Annotated in this window: 13 protein-coding genes and 1 tRNA gene; 10 read left to right on the top strand and 4 right to left on the bottom strand. The window is 62.6% G+C overall.

What is annotated here, in order from left to right:
* Positions 1-2 precede the first annotated feature (2 nt).
* The 5 genes from MU551_RS04510 to MU551_RS04490 all read left to right on the top strand — a co-directional run bounded on the left by MU551_RS04510 (position 3) and on the right by MU551_RS04490 (position 7,176).
* Positions 3-2,270 carry a transglycosylase domain-containing protein gene (locus MU551_RS04510; RefSeq protein ID WP_247040972.1) on the top strand — a complete coding sequence of 756 codons (2,268 nt, stop codon included), beginning with the start codon at positions 3-5 and terminating at the stop codon, positions 2,268-2,270.
* Positions 2,271-2,277: 7 nt separating this feature from the next.
* Complete coding sequence (locus MU551_RS04505) at positions 2,278-3,225, top strand: metallophosphoesterase (protein WP_247040970.1); 948 nt, start codon at positions 2,278-2,280, stop codon at positions 3,223-3,225.
* A 146-nt stretch (positions 3,226-3,371) separates the two neighbouring features.
* Positions 3,372-5,180, top strand: coding sequence for an ABC transporter ATP-binding protein (locus MU551_RS04500; RefSeq protein WP_247040968.1), 1,809 nt, complete (start codon positions 3,372-3,374; stop codon positions 5,178-5,180).
* Positions 5,177-7,009, top strand: a complete 1,833-nt coding sequence (locus MU551_RS04495) for an ABC transporter ATP-binding protein (RefSeq protein ID WP_247040967.1) — start codon at positions 5,177-5,179, stop codon at positions 7,007-7,009. Before MU551_RS04500 ends, MU551_RS04495 begins: the two co-directional genes overlap by 4 nt.
* A gap of 90 nt (positions 7,010-7,099) precedes the next feature.
* Positions 7,100-7,176 (top strand) — tRNA-Pro (locus MU551_RS04490).
* Between the two features lie 164 nt (positions 7,177-7,340).
* On the opposite strand, the gene MU551_RS04485 is transcribed toward MU551_RS04490, so the two are convergent.
* Positions 7,341-7,541, bottom strand: coding sequence for a hypothetical protein (locus MU551_RS04485; protein ID WP_247040966.1), 201 nt, complete (start codon positions 7,539-7,541; stop codon positions 7,341-7,343).
* A gap of 129 nt (positions 7,542-7,670) precedes the next feature.
* On the opposite strand from MU551_RS04485, the gene MU551_RS04480 reads away from it, so the two are divergent.
* On the top strand, positions 7,671-8,951 hold the full coding sequence (locus MU551_RS04480) for a helix-turn-helix domain-containing protein (protein WP_247040965.1): 1,281 nt from the start codon (positions 7,671-7,673) through the stop codon (positions 8,949-8,951).
* Between the two features lie 11 nt (positions 8,952-8,962).
* Here the strand turns inward: MU551_RS04480 and MU551_RS04475 are convergent, their stop codons facing one another.
* The 3 genes from MU551_RS04475 to MU551_RS04465 all read right to left on the bottom strand — a co-directional run bounded on the left by MU551_RS04475 (position 8,963) and on the right by MU551_RS04465 (position 11,896).
* On the bottom strand, positions 8,963-9,913 hold the full coding sequence (locus MU551_RS04475; RefSeq protein WP_247041125.1) for a phosphoribosylaminoimidazolesuccinocarboxamide synthase: 951 nt from the start codon (positions 9,911-9,913) through the stop codon (positions 8,963-8,965).
* Positions 9,914-9,915: 2 nt separating this feature from the next.
* Positions 9,916-11,226 carry a phosphoribosylamine--glycine ligase gene (gene purD / locus MU551_RS04470; protein WP_247041123.1) on the bottom strand — a complete coding sequence of 437 codons (1,311 nt, stop codon included), beginning with the start codon at positions 11,224-11,226 and terminating at the stop codon, positions 9,916-9,918.
* Positions 11,227-11,308: 82 nt separating this feature from the next.
* Positions 11,309-11,896: a helix-turn-helix transcriptional regulator gene (locus tag MU551_RS04465; protein ID WP_247041122.1), complete on the bottom strand. Its 588-nt coding sequence runs from the start codon at positions 11,894-11,896 to the stop codon at positions 11,309-11,311.
* A gap of 221 nt (positions 11,897-12,117) precedes the next feature.
* Between MU551_RS04465 and MU551_RS04460 the strand changes: the two genes are divergently transcribed.
* From MU551_RS04460 to MU551_RS04445, 4 genes are all read left to right on the top strand, one after another.
* Positions 12,118-13,143, top strand: coding sequence for an aromatic ring-hydroxylating oxygenase subunit alpha (locus MU551_RS04460; RefSeq protein ID WP_372489792.1), 1,026 nt, complete (start codon positions 12,118-12,120; stop codon positions 13,141-13,143).
* Positions 13,144-13,201: 58 nt separating this feature from the next.
* Positions 13,202-14,230: a PDR/VanB family oxidoreductase gene (locus MU551_RS04455; protein WP_247040964.1), complete on the top strand. Its 1,029-nt coding sequence runs from the start codon at positions 13,202-13,204 to the stop codon at positions 14,228-14,230.
* An 80-nt stretch (positions 14,231-14,310) separates the two neighbouring features.
* Complete coding sequence (locus tag MU551_RS04450; RefSeq protein ID WP_247040963.1) at positions 14,311-15,900, top strand: molybdopterin-dependent oxidoreductase; 1,590 nt, start codon at positions 14,311-14,313, stop codon at positions 15,898-15,900.
* A gap of 36 nt (positions 15,901-15,936) precedes the next feature.
* Positions 15,937-16,953: an asparaginase gene (locus MU551_RS04445; RefSeq protein ID WP_247040961.1), complete on the top strand. Its 1,017-nt coding sequence runs from the start codon at positions 15,937-15,939 to the stop codon at positions 16,951-16,953.
* Positions 16,954-17,028: the final 75 nt, after the last annotated feature.

Genomic DNA, 17,028 nt, shown 5'->3' with positions numbered 1-17,028 from the left:
ACATGGCGACTGGTAAGAACCCTTTATTTGACACGGCCACTACCCTCGGAAAGATCCTCGGATTCCTGGGTGTGAGTGCCATTTGTGGTGTCTTGGTGGCAGGTTTGCTGGTTCCGGCTGCTGCCGTTTCGGGCAGCACAGCCAGCGGATCCATTGAGTTTTTTGACACTCTTCCGGCCGAGTTGCAGGTGGACCCGCCGAGCCAGTCCACCAAAATTCTGGCAAATGACGGCAGTGTCATCGCCAACCTCTTTGCTGAAAACCGTACGCGGGTTGCGTTGGATCAGATGTCGCCATACATCAAAGATGCCGTGATCGCGATCGAGGACAGCCGGTTCTATGAGCACGGCGGGGTGGACACCACCGGCATCATGCGGGCCCTGGTCAGTACAGCCCGGGGAAACAAGCAGGGCGCTTCGACCATCACCCAGCAGTACGTCAACAACATCCTGAACAATAACCTCGCCGCCGAGGGCAAAGAAGATGACATCAAGCTCAACGGCGTGAACAAGGGTGTTGGTGACAAGCTGCGTGAAATGAAGCTCGCCATCGCCTTGGAGAAGAAGTTCAGCAAGGAGCAGATCCTCGAGGGCTACCTCAACATTGTCTTCTTCAACCGGGACGCATATGGGATTGAGGCAGCCTCACGGCTTTTCTTCAGCACAAATGCCAAAGATTTGACCCTTCCGCAAGCAGCACTGCTGGCCGGTGTTGTGAACAGCCCTTCCTTCTATGACCCGGTCACCAATCCGGAGAACGCAAAGAACCGGCGGGATCTGGTTCTGAAGTCCATGCTTAGCCAAAACAAGATCAAGCAGGCCGAGTACGATGCTGCTGTTGCTACGCCTGTGGAAACCAAAGTCACTCCCGCCCGGCAGGGTTGTCCCTATTCCGCAACTGCAGCCTACTTCTGCGACTACGTAGTCCATCTGTTGTTGAACGACCCCGCATACGGTGCGACCGTTGATGAACGTGAAAAGAAGATTTTCCGTGGCGGCTTGACCATTACAACCACGCTCGATCCCAACGCCCAGAATGTGGCCCAGGCCCAGGTGGATGCATCCGCAGGCGCCAATCCAGACCGTTGGGGCGCTTCACTGGTTTCTGTGCAGCCGAACACGGGCAAGATAGTCTCGATGGCCCAAAATACGGTCTGGCTCCCGGCAGAAGGAAAATGGGATCAGACCCAGAATTTCAACGTGGATGTCCAGGACAAAGACGGCAACGACCTGAACGGTCTGGGTGGCTTCCAGCCCGGTTCCACCATGAAACCCTTCACATTTGCGCAGTGGCTCAATGAGGGCAAGTCAATGAACACCCAGTTGAATGGTGCAACGCGGCGCTACCCAGCGGGCTTCCCATGGAAGAACACGTGTCCCACGCCCGTGACCGACTCTTACGACAGCAGCAGGGGCACCACGGACCTCCAGAATGCCGACAAGGATCACTACAAGTACATGTCCGTCCTCGACGGTCTGGCGAACTCGATCAACACCATTACGTTCGCATCCGCGGCCCAGGTGGACCTCTGCGGCATCCAGAAAATTGTTGACGCCGTGGGTATTCACAGCGGCCTGCCAAGCCCTGAGGGACCCAACCCGCAGGTGAACATGACCCGCCTCTCCAACCTCATCGGCGCCACCCAAACATCCCCGCTGACCTTGGCAAGCGCCTTTGCGACGTTCGCTGCTGACGGAAAGTACTGTGAACCCGTCGCAATCACTTCTGTAACGGATCAGACGGGAGCCCAGCTCCCTGCCCAAGCAGCTAACTGCCGGGACGCAGTGAAACCAGAGGTGGCACGCGGAGTGGCATACGCGATGCAGGATGTGCTGAACGTTGGTTCAGGCTTCTGGATCCAACCGCGCATTTCAACAAAGACCAATTTCCCTGTCGCAGCCAAGACGGGGACCAACGACAACAACAGTTCCACCTGGGTGGTTGGCTATACCAGTGGCCTGGCGACTGCCACTTGGTTCGGTGACCCCTTGGGCAGCCAAAACCGTGCCGGCCAGAACGTCACCATCAACGGCAAGTTCTACCCGGGAATCGACGGCTACATGATCGCGGGCCCGCAGTTCGCCAACTACATGCTGCAAGTCGCCCCGTCCTACGGCACCAATCCATTCCCTGCACCGCCGTCGAACATGATTAATGGTGCGCCCGCCCCTCGGCCAACAACCCAAAGCACCTCTCCGGCACAGGCCCCCACCCAGGCCCCTGCTCCGGCCCCGACGGGGTCGGACGACAAGGGCCGCGGGAACGGATAGCCTGCCGATGGCCGATTTCTCCGCATTGGCAGACCGCGCCCGCGCCGTCGGGCGCGGTTTTGCCGTCACAGCCGCCGTCGGGGCTACCGCAGGGCTTGCGGCCGCAAGCTACGGGATATGGGAAAAGAACCAGTTTGAGCTGCGTGAAGAGACGCTGCCCATCCTCCCCAACGGATTCGGTCCTTTTCGCGTCCTGCACCTCAGCGACATCCACTTTGTCCCCGGCCAGAATCTCAAAGCCCAATGGTTGAGGTCTTTGGCAGCCTTGAAACCGGACTTGGTGGTCAACACAGGTGACAACCTCAGCCATGTGAAGGCCATCGACCCGCTCCTCGAAGCGTTGGAGCCGCTGATGGAATTCCCCGGCGTCTTCGTCCCGGGCTCCAACGACTATTTCGCCCCGCGGCTGAAAAACCCGGCCATGTATCTCCTCAGGCCATCCCAGGCAGACCGCAATCAGCTGGAGCTGGACTGGCCGCGCCTGCGTGCAGGCTTCGGCATGGGTGGCTGGTTGGACCTGACCAACCGCGCCCAGTCCCTGGTACTCAAGGGACTCCGCTTTGATTTCTCCGGCGTCGACGATCCCCATCTTGGCCTGGAACGGTACGCTGGCTGGCCCCGGGGGACGAAGAACCAGGACATCACGCCGCATCTTCGCGTAGGGGTGATCCATGCCCCCTACCAACGCGTCCTGGACCACTTCACCGAGGACGGTGCCGATCTCCTCCTGGCCGGCCACACCCACGGCGGGCAGATCTGTATCCCCGGCTACGGCGCGCTTGTCTCAAACTGCGACCTCCCCACGTGGCGGGCAAAAGGCCTCAACGACTGGCACAGCAACGGAAGCACGACGCCGGTAAACGTCTCGGGAGGCATAGGCACCTCACGGTTCGCACCGGTTCGCATCGCCTGCCGCCCCGAAGCCGTGCTGCTCACGCTGACCGCAAAGGGCTAGAGCAGGCTCTCAACGCCAAGCATTGCGTATTGCAATAACTGCCCAAGCTCAACGTCTCTCCCGGAATTCCGTCAAACGTGTCAGGCCATGGAATAAGGTAGTTGCTACGGGACACCACATACGCAGTTGAGCGCTAAGAAGCGGGCATGACCAAGCAGACCTCATTCTTCCAATCCATCAGCCGTCTCTATCCGCACATGAAGCCCATCCTCCCCAGGCTTTTCCTGGGGCTTCTTTGTGCCCTTTTGGCCAGCGTCGTGGCTTTGGCAATTCCTCAGGTACTGCGGGTGCTGGTCAATGAATCCCTCCAGCCCGGCGGAGCCACCGAATCAGTGCTGATGGCATCGCTGACCATTCTTGTGCTCGGTATCGCCGAGGCGGGACTCGTTGCCCTGCGCCGGCAGTTCGTTATCAACCCCGCCACCACGGTGGAAACCCGGATGCGGACCTCGCTCTACCACCACCTGCAGGACCTCCCCGTTGCGTTCCACGACCGCTGGGGTTCCGGCCAGCTGCTCTCCCGCGCCATGACGGACCTGAATTTCCTTCGCCGCTGGATGGCCTTCGGCGCCATCATGCTGGTTGTGACCACCCTGACTGTGGTGATCGGCGTCGTCGTGATGTTCACCATGAGCTGGCAGCTGGCACTGATCTTCCTCGGCGCCGCCCTTCCCATCATGATTTATGGCTTCCGGTTCCGTACGAGCTTCAGCAAGGTCACGCGGCAAAGCCAGGATCAGGCCGGGGACCTCGCCACAACGGTTGAGGAGTCGGTGCACGGCATCCGCGTCCTGAAGGCCTTCGGCAGGAGCCGGGAAGCGCTGGAGAACTTCAACGAGCAGGCTGAAGTGCTGCGGCAGACCGAAATCGCCAAGGCCAAGCACCAGGCCACGTTCACCATGGTGGTCACGCTCCTCCCCGAGCTTGCCCTCGGCGCCGGCCTGGTGGTGGGAGTGATGCTCGCGGCGAGCGGCGAGCTGGGCATTGGCGCGCTGGTTGCCTTCTTTGCCACCGCTGCGGTGGTCGCGGCGCCCGTGGAGTTCTCCGGGATGCTCCTTGCCATGGCCCTCACCGCTAAGACCGCCGTGGACCGGCACTTCGAAGTCATGGACTCGGTCAACACCATCACTACCCCGGAGTCACCCCGGAAGCCGCAGGAGGTAAAGGGCGCTCTGACTTTCAACACCGCTTCCTTCGCGTTTGAGGACGCGCCGGAACACCCCATCCTTCGCGGCATCTCCCTGGAGGTCAGGCCCGGAGAGACCCTGGCATTGGTGGGCATCACGGGCAGCGGGAAGAGCGCCATGCTGCAATTGGTCCCCCGCCTCTACGACGTTACGGACGGGTCCATCACCATTGACGGCGTTGATCTCCGAGATTTCGACGTTGAAGAACTCCGACGCGTAGTAGGAATGGCTTTCGAGGACACCACCTTGTTCTCCAGCTCAGTCCGGGACAACGTACTGCTAGGGGCTGCGGAGCGGACCGAGGAACTCCTCCACGAATCGCTGGACGTCGCGCAGGCCCACTTCGCGTACTCCCTTCCTGACGGCGTGGATACGCTGATCGGGGAGGAAGGGCTCAGCCTGTCCGGAGGCCAGCGCCAGCGGATCGCGCTGGCCCGGGCAATCGCTGCCAAACCCAAGGTCCTGGTGCTCGATGACCCGTTGTCTGCCTTGGATGTCCACACAGAAGAGCTCGTGGAAGCGAGGCTTCGGGAAGTTCTCGCAGAAACCACAACGCTGATCGTTGCGCACCGCCCGTCCACTGTCGCGCTGGCGGACCGGGTGGCTTTGCTTGAGGACGGCCGAATCACCGCCGTCGGAACCCATACTGAACTGCTCGCTGCCAACGACCACTACCGGTACGTGATTGCGAACCTGGTGGCGGAACCGCGGGACCTCGATTCAGAGTTGTCAGAACTCGACGCCGAGGCGGAGGAGATGTCCCGATGACCACCACCACATTCGGTACAGCCAACGAGGACAACGCCTTCCTCAGCAAAAGTGACAGCAGGACGGTCCGACGGCGGTCGCTCGCGCTGCTCGGGTCCCTGATCCGTCCGGTCCGGCTCCGGTTCTGGCTCACCCTGGCCACCGTGATCCTCTCCCAGCTCGCAAGGGTCGCGGGGCCGGTCCTGATCGCCTTCGGCATCGACCATGCCCTCCCGGCCTTGCATGACGGGGACAACGTCCCCCTGATACTGACCGGCGTCGCCTATCTGGCGGCAGCGATCACGACGGCGGCCCTCACCGCACTGTATGTCACGTCGACGGCGAAGCTCAGTCAGGCGATGCTCCTGGACCTGCGGCTCAGGGTGTTCCGGCACACCCAGCGTCTCAGCCTCGAGTTCCACGAGAAGTACACCTCCGGCCGCATCATTGCCCGGCAGACTTCCGATCTGGAAGCACTCAGGGAACTCCTCGATTCCGGCGTGAGCTCCCTGGCCTCAGGAATGCTCTTTATGGTGTTCACAGCCGTCACCGTATTTGCCCTCGACTGGCGAAGCGGCCTGATCCTGTTGGGCGCGGGCGTCCCGATGTACTTCCTCTCCCGCTGGTACCAGAAGCACTCCCAGATTGTCTTCCGGGAATCCCGGGTGGTGTCAGCACGGCTGATCGTTCATTTCGTCGAATCCATGACCGGAATCCGCGCGGTCAAGGCCTTCCGCAAGGAACGGGAGAACGCCCAGAGGTACACCGAGCTCTCTGAGAACTACCGCAAAGTCACCGTCCGCTCCATCAACCTCAACGGCATTTTCCAGCCGGGCCTGGTGCTGATCGGCAACGTCTGTGTGGCGGTCGTCCTGCTCTTCGGCGGGTTCCGGGTTCTGGGCGGTGATCTGGAGGTGGGGGTCCTGCTGGCCTTGATGCTGTCCGCCAAGCGCTTCTTCCAGCCGGTGGACCAGATGGCCATGTTCTACAACTCCTTCCAGAGCGCGCAGGCGGCCCTCGAAAAGGTCTCAGGTCTCCTGGAGGAGGTCCCCACAGTCCGGCCACCCAGGAACCCTGTACCGCTCAAGGACGCACGCGGCACCATCGAGTTCAAGGGAGTGGAGTTCCGGTACGGCGACGGTCCCGTCATCATTCCCAAACTGGATCTCCACGTTCCCGCCGGACAGACAGTGGCCCTCGTCGGGCAGACCGGTGCAGGGAAATCGACCTTCGCCAAGCTGATCGCCAGGTTTTACGACGTGTCCTCCGGAACGCTCACCCTGGATGGAGTGGACCTCAGGGACCTGAGCACCACAGATCTTCGCCGCAACGTGGTGATGGTCACCCAGGAAGCCTTCCTCTTCAGCGGTTCCGTGGCGGACAACATTGCCTTGGGACGCCCGGAGGCCTCACGGGAGGAAATAGAGGAAGCGGCCAAGGCTGTAGGAGCTCACGAATTTATCCTTGAGCTGCCGGAAGGCTACGACACCGACGTCAACAAGCGCGGCGGGCGGGTATCCTCCGGGCAACGCCAGCTCATCAGTTTTGCCCGCGCCTTCCTGGCGAAGCCGGCTGTCCTGATCCTCGATGAGGCAACGTCGTCGCTCGATGTCCCTTCGGAACGCTTGGTACAGCAGGGCCTGGCAGGGCTTCTGGAAGGGGTTGCCGGGAAGGAGTCCGGCCGCACCGCGCTCATCATCGCGCACCGCCTCTCCACGGTGGAGACGGCGGACCGCGTGCTGGTGGTCCACGACGGACGGGTGGTGGAAGACGGCAGTCCCGAGGATCTGATCAGTGGCGGCGGGCGCTTCGCCCAGCTCCATGGAGCGTGGAAGGACTCGCTGGTCTGATTCCCGGTCGAGGGGCCGCACCGGGAGTCCGGTGATTTCGCATCCGGAGCCCCGATCCGCTATTCTTGTAAAGTTGCTTTTGCAGCGGATCGGGATGTAGCGCAGCTTGGTAGCGCGCTTCGTTCGGGACGAAGAGGTCGCAGGTTCAAATCCTGTCATCCCGACCAAACAGTAAGAGGGTCTTCCAAACGGAAGGCCCTCTTTCGCGTTTCCAAAGCGTTGATTCCCCTCGGGGCCTGAAAGAAATAGCGACTTAAAGTCTCGAGCCCCGGGTCCATGCGCTTGGCATAGACCCGGGGCTCTGGATGGTCCCTTTCGGGCTGACGTCTATTTACATCGGATCGGGCCAGTTGCCGATGCCCATTGGAGCGAGCATGCCACCAATCGCCTGCGGTGCGCTCATGGGATCCGGCCAGTTGCCGATCGCTACAATCGAGGACTCAGCGGCGGCGGCGGAGACGACGCCTGGAGCGGCGAACGCGAAAGCCACTGCCCCGGCCATGGCAACGGAAGCAGCAATCTTCTTGAACATGGATGTTCCTCAATACGAGTCGGATTCGTTACAAAGCGTGCACAGCACTTGTTGACATACATTGTAAAATGTTTTCCACAGAGGCTGTCAAGCATTTCCTTTAAGACTGTCCAAAATGAGGAGGAACCGGTGGGGAACGGATTCGGCGAGAAGCTCCGTGCGGAGCGTCTCGAACGGGGGCTGACTCAAGCCGAACTCGGGAAGGACCTCTACTCCCCCAGCTACATTTCCCTGCTCGAAACCGGGCGCCGTGAGCCAACTGCCGAGGTCATTGAAGAGCTGGCCAGGCGGCTGGAAATGGCCCCCAAAGCCCTCGAGGCTTGGAGCCAGCCGGTGTCCATCAGCGACGCCGAGTACGTGTTGGCCGGTCTTTATGCCCGCCAGGCCTGGGACCTCAGGGACTATCCGCTTGCCGCCAGCCATGCCGCAACCGCGGCGCAAATAGCCCTCGAAGGCCGGAACACCAGCGCCTGGTGGAACATGACGTACATGCAGGCCGAGTGCCTCATGAAGCAGGGCCACCTGGCTGAATGCCAAAAAATCATCCAGCACCTTTTGGAGCACCCCATGGCCGCCGAATCGGTGGGCCTGGGCGTCAGGGCACGGCAGATGCTCGCCGCGGTGTGCCACGGCCAAGGTCAGCTCACTGACGCCGTCGGGCACGCGCAGGAAGCTGTAAGGCTCTGTGCGCAACTGCCCCAGGGTTCCACGTTGATCATCGGTGCGATGCGCGCGCTGATCGGCGCCCTGGCCGAAAGCGGCAGGCTTGAGGAGGCCTGGAAGTACTGCCAGCTCATGAATGAGCAAACTGACGAGAACTCCATGTCCCAACTCGCCGGAGAAGTGGCCTGGGTGATCGGAAACGTGGCGTTTATGCGCCACGACTACCAGGAGGGCATCAAGCACCACGAACGCGCGGCCAGGTTGCTCTCACCTGCGAACGACATCGAGCTTTGGGCACGGTTCAACAAAGCCTCGGCCGCAGTCCGCCTGTCCTCCGGCATAGTGGAGCCGGAAACGCTGTCAGCCATCGAGCGTGCCGAACTGGCGCTCTCTATCGTCGGAGGAAACAAGACCGATCGGCTCGAGGTTGCGTTCATCCGGGCCCGGTGGCTCTACCTCACCGGCGACATCGTGGCAGCTGTCAACAAGCTCCGCGAGATCCACGCGGAACGGAAGGCACTGGGCAAGCACACGGCGGGCGAGGTGTCGCTCCTGCTGGGGAAGTCACTCAAGGTGGCGGGAGAGACCGCGGAGGCTTTGGAGCACCTGGAAGAGGCCCGGAAAGAGTTCAGCTCAGCGGGGGCTTCGGACCGGCTGCAGCAGGCCATGGACGCCATCCTGGAAATCAAGCTCGCCGAACGCCGCGCTGCTGCGGCGTCGGGCGGCTCAGCTGATACAGCCGGCTGATAACCGGCCGCTTAAACGAATCTCCGGCCAGTGAGTCTCTCATACGCCTCGACATAGCGGCCGCGCGTGCGGTCCACAACCTCGGCCGGAAGCGCCGGCGGCGGTGTATCCGAGGCCCTGTCCCAGCCGGACTCCGGAGAGGTCAGCCAGTCCCGGACGTACTGCTTGTCAAAGGACGGCTGGGCCTTTCCTGGTTCGTATGTGGCGGCATCCCAGAAACGCGAGGAGTCAGGGGTCAGCACCTCATCCCCGAGGGTAATGGCACCGGTGACCACATCGAACCCGAACTCCACCTTGGTGTCGGCGAGGATGATCCCCCGTCCGCGGGCCACTTCCTCGGCCCGGCTGTAGATCTTCAGGGTGAGCTCACGCAGCCGCTCGGCAACGTCCACGCCCACCATGTCCACCACGGCGGCATAGGTGATGTTTTCGTCGTGCTCCCCCACCTCTGCCTTCGCGGATGGTGTGAAGATCGCTTCCTCGAGGCGTGACCCGTCAACGAGGCCCTCGGGCAGCGGAATGCTGCAGACGGTACGCGACTCTTTGTACTCGGCCAGTCCCGAGCCTGTGAGGTAGCCGCGCGCGATGCATTCCACCGGGAACATGTCCAGTTTCTTGCAAATCATGGCCCTGCCCCTCACCGCTGCGGGGACGCCGCCTTCCACAGTGGACGCGAGGACGTGATGCTCCACATCGAGCTGCTCAAACCACCAGAGGCTCAGCTGCGTGAGGATGCGTCCCTTGTCCGGAATCTCGCTGCTGAGGACGTGGTCGAATGCGCTGATCCGGTCGCTGGCCACCACCAGGACGCAATCCTGGTGGAGCTGGTCCTTGATGGCTTCATCGAGTGGCACGTAGAGATCCCGGACCTTCCCGGAGTAAACGTGCTTCCAGCCCGGCAGCTGAGGCGCCTGGGTCTGGAGTCCTCCGGCCGGAGTTCCGGTCTCGTTCAAATCCACCATGCTCATGCCTTTGCCTTCGAGGCTGCGGTGACCCCTGAGGCTGCTACGCGGATCTCGCCGCGGGCAGCCTTGCGGCCGATATCCGTTCGGAACTGTGAGCCTTCCAGCTGAACCAGCTCCACGCCGTCGTACGCCCGTTCCCGCGCCTCCACGAGGTCGGTTCCCAGCGCGACGACGGCGAGCACCCGGCCACCTGCGGAGATGACCTTGCCGTCGTCGTCGAGCGCGGTCCCTGCGTGGATGACGTGCACGCCTTCTAGCTCATCTACCTTCTTGAGCCCGCGGATACGGTCTCCGGTGCGGGGGGTGTCAGGATAGTTTTCGGAAGCCACGACGACGGCAACCGCGGTTTCCCTGGCCCACCGCAGCTCTTCGGCCTTGTCCAGTTCGCCCTTCGCAGCGGAAAGCAACAGGGATCCGAGGGGGGTCTTCAACCGGGCCAGCACGGCCTGTGTTTCCGGATCGCCGAACCGGACGTTGAATTCGATGACACGCGTGCCGCGGGAAGTCAGGGCGAGCCCGACGAACAGGACACCAACGAAGGGTGTGCCGCGGGCGGCCATCTCGTTGACGGTGGGCTGTGCCACCCTGTCGATGACCTCCTGCACCAGTCCCTCGGGTGCCCAATCCAGCGGCGTGTAGGCACCCATTCCACCGGTGTTGGGGCCTTCATCGTTGTCGAAAATGCGCTTGAAGTCCTGCGCCGGGGACAGGGCCACCGTGTTGTGCCCGTCGCACAGCACAAAGACCGAAACTTCCGGGCCGTCCAGGAACTCTTCGATAACCACGGTTCCGCCGGCGTCGAAGCAGCTTTGGGCGTGGGCGAGGGCAGCATTACGGTCGTGGGTGACCACAACTCCCTTGCCTGCGGCAAGTCCGTCATCCTTCACCACGTAGGGGGCGCCGAACGTATCAAGGGCGGCTTCAGCTTCCTCTGCGTTGGCGGCAACCAAAGCCATGGCTGTTGGAACGCCGGCCTCGGCCATGACCTGCTTGGCGAAGGCCTTGGATGCCTCCAGCTGCGCGGCGGCCTTGCTGGGCCCGAATACGGGAATGCCCGCCGCACGCACGGCGTCGGACACGCCTGCGGCCAGCGGGGCTTCGGGGCCGACCACCACGAGGTCGGCAGTCAGGCGTGCGGCCAAAGCGGCGACGGCGTCAGGATCATTGGCGTCGATCGCATGCGTTGGGACCAGCTTGCTGATTCCGGCGTTGCCCGGAGCCGCGTGGACTTCGGAGACGTTGGGGTCTGCAAGCAGGGAGCGGACAATGGCGTGTTCGCGGCCACCAGGGCCAATGACGAGTACCTTCACAGTCTCCAAGGGTACTTTGTGGACCCGGTGCACTCCTAAGCCGTGACCTTCGAAGCCCACGGTTTTGGCGGACAGCACACGGTCAGGGAGTGCGGTAAAGCTCGGAGATCAGGTCCAGTCCCCGCTCCGCCCAGGCGATTTCATGTTCCGCCCGGGCGATAAGCCCTTCATACGTGAACCTTTTGAAAGCCACCGTTTTCTGGTGCTCCTCGGCGGGTATTCCGGACAAACGCTTATTCAGCATGGGACTGGCGCCGTCGTCGATTTCCCTGATCTTTTCAGTCCACTGCTCCAGCCGCGCCCGGTAGTGGGTGATATGGGCTTGCATCTGGCTCCGGGCCGCCTCCGGCTCCGCCCACTCAAGGTACGCGGCCTTGAGGTGCGCCGGGTCCCGTTCCCTGCTGTACTCCAGGTCCGTGTTCATCCAGGCCCGGAACGTCTCCACGCCCTCGTCGGTGATCCGGTACTCCGTCTTCTTGCCGCGCGGACCCCACGGAACCTCCCGGCCCTCGAGCAGGCCGTCGCTCTCCATCCGCCGCAGCTCCGGGTAGATCTGCGAGTCAGGAGCATGCCAGACGTACCCCACGGAGGACTCGAAGTGCTTGAACAGGTCATATCCGGTCATCGGCTCGACAGTCAGCAGCGCCAGCAAGGCATAGCGGAGGCTCACAGTGTTTCCTTTGCATTCGGTGTTGCCAATAACTATATCCATAGATAGTCTGTGGTCCAGCTCACTATCTATCAATGTAGATAGTCCGGCCCGTTTGGAAGGAAGTCACTGTGAGCATCGCCCCCGTTGTAGACAGCACCGCCGTAAAGAGCGCCCCCCGCACCAGCAATGCGTCCAGCACCACGAACAAGGTTCTCGGATATCCCCTCAACGCCTGGTATGTGGCGGCTTGGGATTATGAGGTCACCCGCAAACCGATGTCCCGGCGTATTGCGGACCGGCCTTTGGCGCTGTACCGGGCGGAAGACGGCCGGGCCGTCGCCCTTGCCGACGCCTGCTGGCACCGCCTGGCACCGCTGTCACTGGGCAAGACTTTGGCCGGCGACCAGATCCAGTGCCCCTATCACGGCATCATCTACAACTCCGCGGGCCGCTGTGTCTCCATGCCCGCCCAGGAAACCATCAACCCGAGCGCCACGGTGCCCTCCTTTCCCGTCGTCGAGCGTTACCGCTACGTCTGGGTCTGGCTTGGCGACGCCACGAAGGCCGATCCGGAACTGATCCCGGACATGCGCCAGATGACCGACCCTGCCTGGGCCGGCGACGGGCTGACCATCCCGGTCAACTGCAACTTCCAACTGGTTCTCGACAACCTGATGGACCTGACGCACGAGGAATTCGTGCATGGTTCGAGCATCGGGCAGGAGGAGCTCAGTGAGTCCGACTTTGTGGTGACCCACGAGGGCAACACGGTCACAGTGACCCGATGGATGCTCGACATCGACGCACCACCGTTCTGGCGCAAAAACATCCAGGACAAGTTTCCGGGGTACGAGGGAAAGGTGGACCGCTGGCAGATCATCCATTTCGAGTCCCCCTCGACGATCTGCATTGACGTCGGCGTGGCGAAAGCCGGCACCGGCGCTCCCGGCGGCGACCGCAGCCAGGGGGTCAACGGTTATGTCATGAACACCATCTCCCCCGAGACCGCCAAAACCTGCCACTATTTCTGGGCGTTTATGCGTAACTATCGGCTCGAGAGCCAGCTCATCACCACCCAGCTCCGCGACCGGGTGTCACGGGTGTTCAAGGAGGACGAAGACATGCTGGAGGCACAGCAGGCTGCCATCGACGCCAATCCGGACTACGAGTTCTACAACCTGAACATCGACGCCGGCGGCATGTGGGTCCGGCGCCTCATCGAACGCCAACTGGCGGCCGAGGGACGCCTCGTCCCGTTCGCGTAGGGACGCCCGAAAACACGCCCGAACACCGCCGGAATCAACACAGTCAAGGATTCAGCCAATGGCAGCGACGAATATAGAAGTTTGGCAGCAGGCAACAGTAGTTGAAACCGCTGCCGTGACCGAGCAGATCCAACGGATCGTTCTGCGGCCGGACCTCCCACGGAGAGCGGACCCGGGCTCCCACATCGATGTGAAGCTTCTGAACGGGGCCGCTTCCCTGCAGGATGAAGTCCTCAAGCGCTCCTATTCAGTGGTGGAATCAGCGGACGACGGCGCCCGACTCACCATCAGCGTCTTCCGCGCCCCCTCCTCCCGCGGCGGATCGCTAGCCATGCACGCGCTGAGAGTGGGAGACACACTTCAGATCACGCAGCCGCTGCAGAACTTCCCCCTACGCATCGGCGCACCACGGTATCTCCTGCTGGCCGGCGGCATCGGCATTACGGCCATCGCGGCCATGGCCCGCGTCCTGCGGGAGCTTCATGCGGACTACACCCTGGTCTATGCGGGGCGCAGCAGGGCGGACATGGCCTACCTCAACGAACTGCAGGAGCTTCATGGCGACAGGCTGGTCGCGCACATCAATGACGAAGGCACAAACCTGGAGGTCGCGTCCGTGGTGGGCGCACTGGCTCCCGACACGGAGCTGTATATGTGCGGACCTATCCGGCTCATGGACTCGGTCCGGCGGAACTGGCTGGAGCGACGGCTCAACCCGGCCAACTTGCGCTTCGAGACCTTCGGCAACAGCGGCTGGTATGCGCCGCAGGAATTCACTGTGCGGATTCCACGGCTGGGCATTGAAGCGACTGTTGGTCCCGACCGTTCCATGCTGGAGGCCTTGGAGGACGCCGGGGCAGACATGATGTTCGACTGCCGGAAGGGCGAATGCGGGCTGTGTGAGGTCCGGGTGCTCCGCCTCGACGGCGCCATTGACCACCGGGACGTGTTCTACAGCGAGCGCCAGCAAAAAGCCGCCGAGAAAATCTGTTGCTGCGTCTCCCGTGTCGCTTCAGTCGGGGGCGAGGCAGGAGCAGCGCAAGGCTCAGGGCAGGGGCTGCCGAGCATTGTCATCGAGGTTCCCTAACCTGTACCCGCTCTTCCCTGCCGGGCAACGCCCACCGCTGTCGGACAAATCCGCGGGGCGAGCGGCTACGAACGAAGGGTATGACGAACCTTAGATCCCGCTTGGGAAGCCCGGCGGCGCTGGCCGCCCTGGCTGGAATGGCCGCGGCCGCCGTCGTACTTTCCGTTGCGGAGCTGACGGGCGCCTTCTTCACGGCGCGTGCGACTCCGCTTATTGCTTTGGGATCGACTTTCATCGACTTCACTCCGCCGTGGATGAAGGATTTTGCCATTGCAACGTTCGGCACCAACGACAAGGCCGCCCTTTTCGCTGGAATGGGACTGACCATCGCAGCACTTGCAGCGGTCCTGGGCGTGGTGGCGTACCGAAGGTGGGTTCTGGGGGTGGCCGGCGTTCTGCTGATGGGTGCGGTGATTGTGGCCAGCGTTGTCACGCGCGCCGGGGTGAAACCCGTCGATGCCCTGCCCACCCTCTTCGGCACCATCGCTGGGGCGGTGGTGCTGAGGCTCCTGACGAAGCAGCTGTGGCGGATCGGCGGGAGTAACGAGTTGGCCAAAGCGCCTGCCGATCGTGCCGCTGCCGACCGCGCCGGGCGCCCGGCTTCGACCCGGCGGGCGTTCTTCGCTGCCACGGGGATCACTGCTGTAGCCTCGGTCATCGCGGCAGGCGGCGGCCGGCTTCTCGGTGCCGCCCGGAGCAACATCGCGCAGGCCAGACAATCGCTGCAACTGCCCAAACCAGCATCGGCGGCGCCAGCCATTCCTGCAGGCGTCCAGTCCCCGGTGCAGGGAGTCACCCCGTGGATCACGCCCAACAACGATTTCTACCGCATTGATACAGCCCTCAGCGTTCCGGAAATCAAGGTAGAGGACTGGGAGCTGCGGGTCCACGGACTCGTGGAAGAGGAAATCCGGCTGACGTTCCAGGACCTGCTCGACGCCGAATTGATCGAGTCCCATGTGACCCTCACCTGTGTATCCAATCCCGTGGGCGGCAACCTGGCCGGAAACGCCAAGTGGCTGGGCGTGCCCCTCAGGGATGTGCTGAGGATGGCCCGCCCCCGGCCGGGAGCGGACATGGTGCTATCGACGTCGGAGGACGGCTTCAGCGCATCCACCCCGCTGGAGGTCCTGCAGGATGACCGCGACGCCATGCTCGCCATCGCCATGAACGGAGAGCCGCTGCCGCTGGAGCACGGCTACCCTGTCCGGATGGTGGTGCCGGGGTTGTACGGTTTTGTGTCCGCCACGAAGTGGGTGGTGGATCTTGAAGTCACCCGGTTCGCTGACAGCAAGGCCTATTGGACGCAGCGTGGATGGTCGGAACGTGGCCCCATTAAGACCATGACACGGGTGGAAGTGCCAAGGTCCTTTGCCAAGGTGCCCGCGGGGCGGGTGGCAGTCGGCGGGACGGCGTGGGCACAAACGAGGGGAATCACGAAGGTTGAAGTCCAGATCGACAACGACGAGTGGGCCGAGGCCACGCTCTCCGCTGAAGCATCCGTCATCACGTGGCGGCAATGGTCATTTGACTGGGAAGCGACTCCGGGTCCTCATTACATCAAGGTCCGCGCCACCGACGGAACCGGTGAGGTGCAGACGGACCAGCGGGCGGACCCGGTGCCCGACGGCGCGTCCGGCTGGCAATCGCTCATGGTCACCGTGGAGTAGCCGGGTATTCCAAGGCCTGCGCCCTAGACTTTAGCCATGCCAGAAAATTCGCATGCCACCTTTTCCGTGGACTCCGCCGTCGAACTGGCAGTGGTGGAACGCAGCGGCTTCGTCGAATCCCGGCACATCGGTTCCGCCGTGGTTTTGGCCGCGGACGGAACCGTCGTCACACAGCTGGGGGACATCACAACACCCATCTACGCGCGCTCGTCGCTCAAGCCGCTGCAGGCACTGGCCGCCATGCAGTCCGGTGTGCCGTTGCGCGGCGCGCAGGTAGCACTCGCCTGCGGCAGCCACACCGGGTCTCTGGACCATATGGATGTGGTGGAAGGCATGCTCAAGGCAGCGGGCCTCAAAGAGGAGAACCTTCAGTGCCCCGCCGCCTGGCCGCAGGATGAAACAGCCCGGAACTGGCTGGTCCGTTCGGACCAAGGCAAATCACGGCTGGCCCACAACTGCTCCGGAAAGCATGCCTCGTTCCTTTGGGCGTGCATCGAGAACGGCTGGGACATCCACAGCTACCTCGAGCCCAACCATCCCCTGCAGCAGCAAATCCGGTCAGTGATTGAGGAATACTCCGGGGAACGCATTGCTCACCTCGGCATTGATGGCTGCGGAGCCCCGGTTGCCGCCATTTCACTGACAGGTCTGGCGCGCGCCTTCTCTTTGCTCGCCAAAGCGCCTGGGGACAAGAGCTCCAACGCCCGCGCCGCCACGATTGCCACCTCCATGCTGGACTATCCTTGGGCGGTCCAGGGGCGGGGTGAAGCGAACACCATCGTGATGGATGAACTGGAAATCATTGCCAAGGTGGGCGCCGAGGGCGTGCTGGTCATGGCGACATCGCAGGGCGTTTCCGTAGCCATCAAGATGCTCGACGGGAACCTCCGGGCAACCACCCTGGTGGGCCTCACTGTCCTGGCAGCCGCGGGCGCCGTGGACATTCCCGGCGTTTCCAGCGTCCTGGAAAAGGTGGTTGAGCCCGTGCTGGGAGGTGGCCGTCCCGTTGGCAAGATCCGGCTCGGCCACGCTGTTTCAGCGCTGCTTGACTGAGGAATCTTAGGTGCACCACCAACCTGACGTAAGGTTGAAACCGCCCTTCGTAAACCAGCTTTAGACCCCTCCAGG

The sequence above is a fragment of the Arthrobacter rhizosphaerae genome, assembly GCF_023062595.1.
GTDB lineage: Bacteria > Actinomycetota > Actinomycetes > Actinomycetales > Micrococcaceae > Arthrobacter > Arthrobacter rhizosphaerae.
Note: the sequence above shows the minus strand (reverse complement) of the source record. Positions and strands in the feature narration are given on the sequence as shown.

Bases quoted from the DNA above. Each gene is read 5' to 3' on its own strand.
- MU551_RS04510 (WP_247040972.1), top strand. From the start codon at position 3: ATGGCGACTGGTAAGAACCCTTTATTTGACACGGCCACTACCCTCGGA.
- MU551_RS04505 (WP_247040970.1), top strand. From the start codon at position 2,278: ATGGCCGATTTCTCCGCATTGGCAGACCGCGCCCGCGCCGTCGGGCGC.
- MU551_RS04500 (WP_247040968.1), top strand. From the start codon at position 3,372: ATGACCAAGCAGACCTCATTCTTCCAATCCATCAGCCGTCTCTATCCG.
- MU551_RS04495 (WP_247040967.1), top strand. From the start codon at position 5,177: ATGACCACCACCACATTCGGTACAGCCAACGAGGACAACGCCTTCCTC.
- MU551_RS04485 (WP_247040966.1), bottom strand. From the start codon at position 7,541: ATGTTCAAGAAGATTGCTGCTTCCGTTGCCATGGCCGGGGCAGTGGCT.
- MU551_RS04475 (WP_247041125.1), bottom strand. From the start codon at position 9,913: ATGGTGGATTTGAACGAGACCGGAACTCCGGCCGGAGGACTCCAGACC.
- MU551_RS04455 (WP_247040964.1), top strand. From the start codon at position 13,202: ATGGCAGCGACGAATATAGAAGTTTGGCAGCAGGCAACAGTAGTTGAA.
- MU551_RS04450 (WP_247040963.1), top strand. From the start codon at position 14,311: ATGACGAACCTTAGATCCCGCTTGGGAAGCCCGGCGGCGCTGGCCGCC.
- MU551_RS04445 (WP_247040961.1), top strand. From the start codon at position 15,937: ATGCCAGAAAATTCGCATGCCACCTTTTCCGTGGACTCCGCCGTCGAA.